This is a genomic window from Candidatus Cloacimonas sp., assembly GCA_039680785.1.
Taxonomy (GTDB): domain Bacteria; phylum Cloacimonadota; class Cloacimonadia; order Cloacimonadales; family Cloacimonadaceae; genus Cloacimonas.
On the sequence record JBDKSF010000060.1, the window covers coordinates 1 to 5,503 of the forward strand.

6 protein-coding genes are annotated in these 5,503 nt (G+C 39.2%); all 6 read right to left on the reverse strand.

Going from position 1 to position 5,503, the window contains the following annotated elements; translation table 11 throughout:
• The coding region (locus tag ABFC98_03790) for a hypothetical protein (protein MEN6445150.1) at nucleotides 1–1,436 on the reverse strand (1,436 nt) is incomplete at its 3' end.
• Nucleotides 1,437–1,797: 361 nt separating this feature from the next.
• Nucleotides 1,798–2,445, reverse strand: a complete 648-nt coding sequence (locus tag ABFC98_03795) for a hypothetical protein (GenBank protein MEN6445151.1) — start codon at nucleotides 2,443–2,445, stop codon at nucleotides 1,798–1,800.
• Nucleotides 2,446–2,563: 118 nt separating this feature from the next.
• A complete protein-coding gene (locus ABFC98_03800) occupies nucleotides 2,564–3,013 on the reverse strand; it encodes a DUF2147 domain-containing protein (GenBank protein ID MEN6445152.1) in 450 nt (149 codons plus the stop codon).
• Between the two features lie 16 nt (nucleotides 3,014–3,029).
• The gene (gene purB, locus ABFC98_03805) at nucleotides 3,030–4,325 is read right to left on the reverse strand and encodes an adenylosuccinate lyase (protein ID MEN6445153.1); all 1,296 of its coding nucleotides are present in this window, start codon (nucleotides 4,323–4,325) and stop codon (nucleotides 3,030–3,032) included.
• Nucleotide 4,326: 1 nt separating this feature from the next.
• Nucleotides 4,327–5,049, reverse strand: a complete 723-nt coding sequence (locus tag ABFC98_03810; GenBank protein MEN6445154.1) for a hypothetical protein — start codon at nucleotides 5,047–5,049, stop codon at nucleotides 4,327–4,329.
• Nucleotides 5,050–5,083: 34 nt separating this feature from the next.
• Nucleotides 5,084–5,503, reverse strand: a 420-nt coding sequence (locus ABFC98_03815; GenBank protein MEN6445155.1) for a prolipoprotein diacylglyceryl transferase, incomplete at its 5' end; no start/stop codon positions are given.

A 5,503-nucleotide genomic window follows, 5' to 3' on the forward strand; every position in this document is an offset into this window, starting at 1 on the left:
AAATTGCGCACCGACACAAAATAGAGATACTTTCCTTCCGGATCAAAAACAGGAGCGGTATCATTTAACACAGGTTTACTTACTATATGCAATTGATTTTCTTTACTATCCCAGATAATAATATGCCTGGTGTTTCGGTCACGATTATTGCTATAAGTTAGCCAGCGTCCATCCGGAGACCAATTAAGTTCCCAAATTAGACCAAATTCGTTCCGGTCTATGGTTTTGAATTCTTTGCTTTCCAAATCCATAATTATCAGCTCGCACCGGTGGTTTTCAATTGCTACCAGCGAGCCCTTGGGAGCAGGGACAAAAGATGTAACTCTACCCAAATCCGGATTATCAATAATCACTACTTCTTCGGTGACATTCTCAAAATCCTTGCGTAAAGGGTGAATCTCAAAACGCTCATAGCCGGGTTCATCAGACAGCAAAAGCAGATGTTTTCCATCCGGCAAAATTTGGGGCAGACGATAACGCACTCCTTGATGCCAACCATATTGTTGCACACTGCCTTCCCAATTTCCACTTACTAATGCCTTTCCGCGTAATTCTAAAGAAAGTGAACCGCCATCAGGTGAAAGATATACATTTTCCAGATTTCTGGGAGGACTAACAAATTTACGCTGCCTCTGAACCATCGGACTGCTATAAGCAAAAGACAATTTTCGGGGCTTGTTTTCTTTAACATCCATCAACCAAAGCTCTGCTCCTGCGTGCCAGATGATATTTTTTCCATCACTGTAAGAACCGCGGGCATAATAATCCTGATGATTGCTGTGTTTTTGCAGGTCTTTGCCCTCTGGCGTGCAAGAATAAATATTGCCAATACCTTCGTGGTCACAGATAAAATAAATCCTGTTGCCAATCCACATCGGGCAGGCAAAGTTCCCATTTAAGTTTATCAGCTTTTTGAATTTGCCATCTCCATTTTTATCAATCAAAAAATAGCCGGCAGTTCCACCCCGATATCTTTTCCACCTTGCAGGATTGCTTGTATTTCTACCTAAAACAACTCCCTTTTCACCAAAAGAAATATCGGATGCCCTTCCATAAGGTAATTCCACCGGAGCTCCACCTTCTCTATCAATTTCGTAAAGTTTGTCATAGCCCCAGAGAAAAGAACTGTGAGAAGAAGCGAAAATAATTTTGCTGCCTTTCCATCCCAGCGTATAAAGGTAAGCTCCCAAATAAGTTAAGCGTTTTGCTTCGCCACCCTCGGAAGGCATTAGATAAATTTCGGAAGTTCCTTCTTCTGTGCTTGTAAAAGCAATTTGCTTACCATCAGGAGAAAACTGAGGATAGCGAATCATACCCAAATTGGCAGTTAGACGCCTGGCAACTTTTTCTTTTAAGTTAAAAGTCCAGAGGTCATCTTCAGCGATAAAGACCACTTGATCTTTATAAATGGCAGGTTGACGATAATACGCGTGCATAAGGATGCTCCTTTAATCACAACATACATTTTTTATTTTGCACTCTTTTCAGAGAGGATATTTAAGTCAAGCAAATATAATTTCACCCAATCCCCTAAATTTGTTTGGTAGGGAAGGTAGGTTCCAATTGAGCATTTGGATATAGAGTTTTCTACTTTATCTTTAGAAGGAATTAAGCGTATTTTATTGTGCCTCTTACTACCCACTGCCACTAAACGCAGTAAAAATCTGCTCATTTACTGTGTTTAGTGGCTGATTTAGATTAAGTTAATGCCTAAATTCTCTCTTAGAGCTTACCAAAAACCTTTTGCGGCAACGATAGTATTTACCAATCCTTACTTTGCGAGTGCATTATTTAGGTTTAAAATAGAGAACTGCTACCGGCTACTTGCCTCACTCCCATAATTTTGAAGGTGAATTCATAGTTGTAAGTAGTATTATCAATTATAACTGGAAGCTGTATTTTCATTTCCTTGCCATGATACCGTACTGCTTTTTTATAGTCGGTGGGTAAAAGTGGAGTTCTCATATAAACTCCTAAAAGAGTAGAGGGCTTAGTGTGATCGGCGGAAAAAATCGTTTCGGTCAGGTTGTTTCTGGGAGCTATAGTACTGGGTGCCTGGGGCTTATCTTTATCAGAATCAGAAGTGCTGGAAATCAACAAACGATGACCGATATTATCATAATCCAAATACAGACCTTTCTCCCAATCCAGCGTGATGTTTTTTGGGGAGGCATTATAAAGAGTTAGTTCAAATCCGTTTTCAGAGGCAGACCAGATTGTATTCAAAAATTCATCCTGATAGTGATAGCGTGTTTTATCCACTAAAGTTGTATCAGCTACAATTGGCTTGCTGCGCATATTTACTTCGTTTCCTCTTGCTACTTTGGTCAATGCGATATCATATTTGGTAACCAGTTTGGTCGATTGTCCCTCTCCGTTTGTTGCACAAGCGGCAAGCAACAGTAATATAATTACAAGCGGTATAAACAAATAGAACTTTTTCATTTTAGCTCCTTTTTTCTTAATTTATAGTAGAGAATCTTATGGCTTAACTTCCCTAATTTGTCAAGTTTGAAGTTTATTTTACGATGGGACTATCAATTTCATTTGAGTAACCAGTTCCTTATTTGGTAGTTCGAATCCAAGTATCGGTTCTACCTAAAGTGGGCACACCGATAAAATAACGAATGGTGATAGTGTTATTATTGACCAATTCTACTTTGGCGGAATAGGTTTTGCCAGTTTCTGGCTCATATAATTTGCCATTTTTATATTTAGTGTGGCTCTCTAAAATGAGGTCAGTTAAAATAACCATATTGAGCAAAGGTCTATCCCGCAGTTTTTCATTTGGATTGTTAACATCTTTTTTGGGTTTGCCTTGGGAATCGTTTGGCTCTTTCAGCCAGATAATTTTTCCCGCAAAAGTGCTGTCACCGTTTTGGAAAATTTCTATTTTTGTTGTTTTATCACCGGTTAGCCAATAGCCGACAAGGCGATTGCTTTCTTCATTACCTAAAAGCAGAATCGGCATACAGATTAGCGCTGCCACAAGGAATAGGAGAAATGGCTTCATTTTTTCAGCTCCTTCGCTACAATATTCCGCAACGCTTAAAAATAAAATCTACATTGCGCAGGTAGCGTTCATAAGAAAATATATCCCGAATTTCACTTTCGGCAAGTGCAGATGTTATATCTTTATTGGCAAGCAGATAATCCAAAAAGTTACCTCCTGTTTCCAGACATTTCATTGCTTCTTGCTGAACCAGCGAGTATGCTTGTTCCCTGGATAAACCATTTTTAACCAGATGTAACAGAACTGCTTGCGAAAAAACCAAACCCTGTGTCAATTCCAAATTTTTTATCATATTTTCTGGGAAAACCACCAGATTTTCTATCAGCGAAGAGACCTTATCCAGCATATAATGAATTAAAATGCAGGAATCTGGTAATATTATTCTTTCCACACTCGAATGAGAGATATCGCGTTCATGCCATAAAGCATTATTTTCCATTGCACTTAAAGCATTGGAACGCAAAATTCTGGCTAATCCACAAAGTTGTTCACTTACAATCGGATTGCGTTTATGCGGCATAGCGGAAGAGCCCTTTTGCCCTTTACTGAAATTTTCTTCCACTTCGTGCACTTCAGTTCTTTGCAGATGCCTGATTTCCAGTGCCATTTTTTCTATCGTAGAAGCAATTAAAGCTAATACAGAAAGGAAGAAGGCATATCTATCTCTTTGTATGATTTGAGTGGAGACATTTGCTGGTTTGATATCAAGATATTTACAGGCAAGTTCTTCCACTTCTGGGTTTAAGTGAGCAAAATTACCCACCGCTCCGGAAAACTTGCCTACACTAACTTCTTCTATGGCTTCATTCAAACGCTGTATGTTGCGTTCTATTTCTTCATACCAAAGGGCAAATTTCAAGCCGAAAGATGTTGGTTCTGCATGAATGCCATGTGATCTGCCAATGCAAATCGTGTTTTTATATTGTCTCGCTTTGAGTTTCAATATTTCCGCCAAGCGGCTCAATTCCGTTAAAATTAATTCTCCGCTACTTTTTAACTGCATTCCGGTAGCTGTATCCAAAACATCAGATGAGGTCATTCCGAAATGTATCCAGCGCGAAGCGGCCCCCACATTTTCAGCTACATTCGTTAAAAAAGCGATAACATCATGCCTGGTAATCAGTTCCAGCTCGTCTATGCGATTGGAGTCAAAATCCGCTTTGGAGTTTATATCCTCCCAATCCGCCTGAGGAATTATTCCTTTTTCATACATTGCTCTGGCAGCGGCAAGTTCCACTTCCAGCCAGCATTCATAACGGTTCTCAACTGTCCAAATGCGTTCCATTTCGGGTTTACAATAGCGTGATATCATTTCATTGCTCCAATTTATATTGTAAAAAGCTCTTCAGTAACGATTCAATGCTTTTGTCCTTAAAATCAGGCAGTGTATTTCCTGAAGCAGCTGGTTTGGGCAGCGGAATTATTTGGGGCTTTTCATATTCGATTTTATCAAAACTCATTCTGATCGAGATATTGTCCATACTACTAATGTTTAATCCAGAAAGTTTTCCGCTGCCGTTGTATAGAGCTTTCAGGATTAAACCGCTTTTAGCGTCTGAAATGCTTTCCAACAAATAATTCTTGCTGAAATTGACGGTTACCTCGTTCAAAATCAGTTTCTTATTCTTGATAATTTCCTGTCCGTAAAGCGCAACGATAGAATCCGGATTACAGATACTTAAACTCTCTATTGGGATATCTTGCGAAAGGTTTAGATTCTGCAGCAGAGGGATAAAAGGAGATTTAAATGCAACATAATCTGCCACATACATACTCATCAACGGCTCCGCAGAAGAACCTAAAAGCCCTCCTTCCAGAACATCAAAACGAAATTGATTACCGTTTTTGGAGGCACTGAACATCTTCCTGATAGCAAACCCTTTATAGGAAAGTTCAATTACTCCCTGGCTCTTAAAATATTCCCACTTTTGCAATTCCTGGCGTAATTTATCTTCTTCACTTATTCGTTTGGGCCCTGCGCAGGCAGTAAAAAGTATAGCTACAATCGTAAATAGGGCAAGAACTATTTTTTTCATTGCTAACCTCGTGGTTATAGCATTAGAAGAAACACTACTTATCTGGTTTTGGGTTTTCTTTCTGACGGGTTGTGATTTTGTAAAATCCCAGGCCAGATAGGATTATCATTATTAAGCTTAAGAATTGTCCAATGCTCATAAAACCGAAAATAAAACCGAACTGTGCGTAAAAATCAATCTCATCCGGCTCTCGCACAAATTCTATCAGAAACCTGAAAATACCATATAAACCAATAAAACTCCAGAAAACAAGTCCATCCTTTTTCAACTTTTTTAACAGATAAAAAGTGATTACAAACATTACTATCCCTTCCAGAAATAGTTCATAAAGCTGAGAAGGATGGCGGGGAACTCCATCTGAGCCAGGGAAAATCATTCCCCAAGGTAAAGATGTCGGTTTGCCCCATAATTCACCATTGATAAAATTTCCGAGGCGTCCCAATCCCAAACCGAT

Bases quoted from the DNA above. Each gene is read 5' to 3' on its own strand.
- purB (MEN6445153.1), bottom strand. From the start codon at position 4,325: ATGATATCACGCTATTGTAAACCCGAAATGGAACGCATTTGGACAGTT.
- ABFC98_03795 (MEN6445151.1), bottom strand. From the start codon at position 2,445: ATGAAAAAGTTCTATTTGTTTATACCGCTTGTAATTATATTACTGTTG.
- ABFC98_03800 (MEN6445152.1), bottom strand. From the start codon at position 3,013: ATGAAGCCATTTCTCCTATTCCTTGTGGCAGCGCTAATCTGTATGCCG.
- ABFC98_03810 (MEN6445154.1), bottom strand. From the start codon at position 5,049: ATGAAAAAAATAGTTCTTGCCCTATTTACGATTGTAGCTATACTTTTT.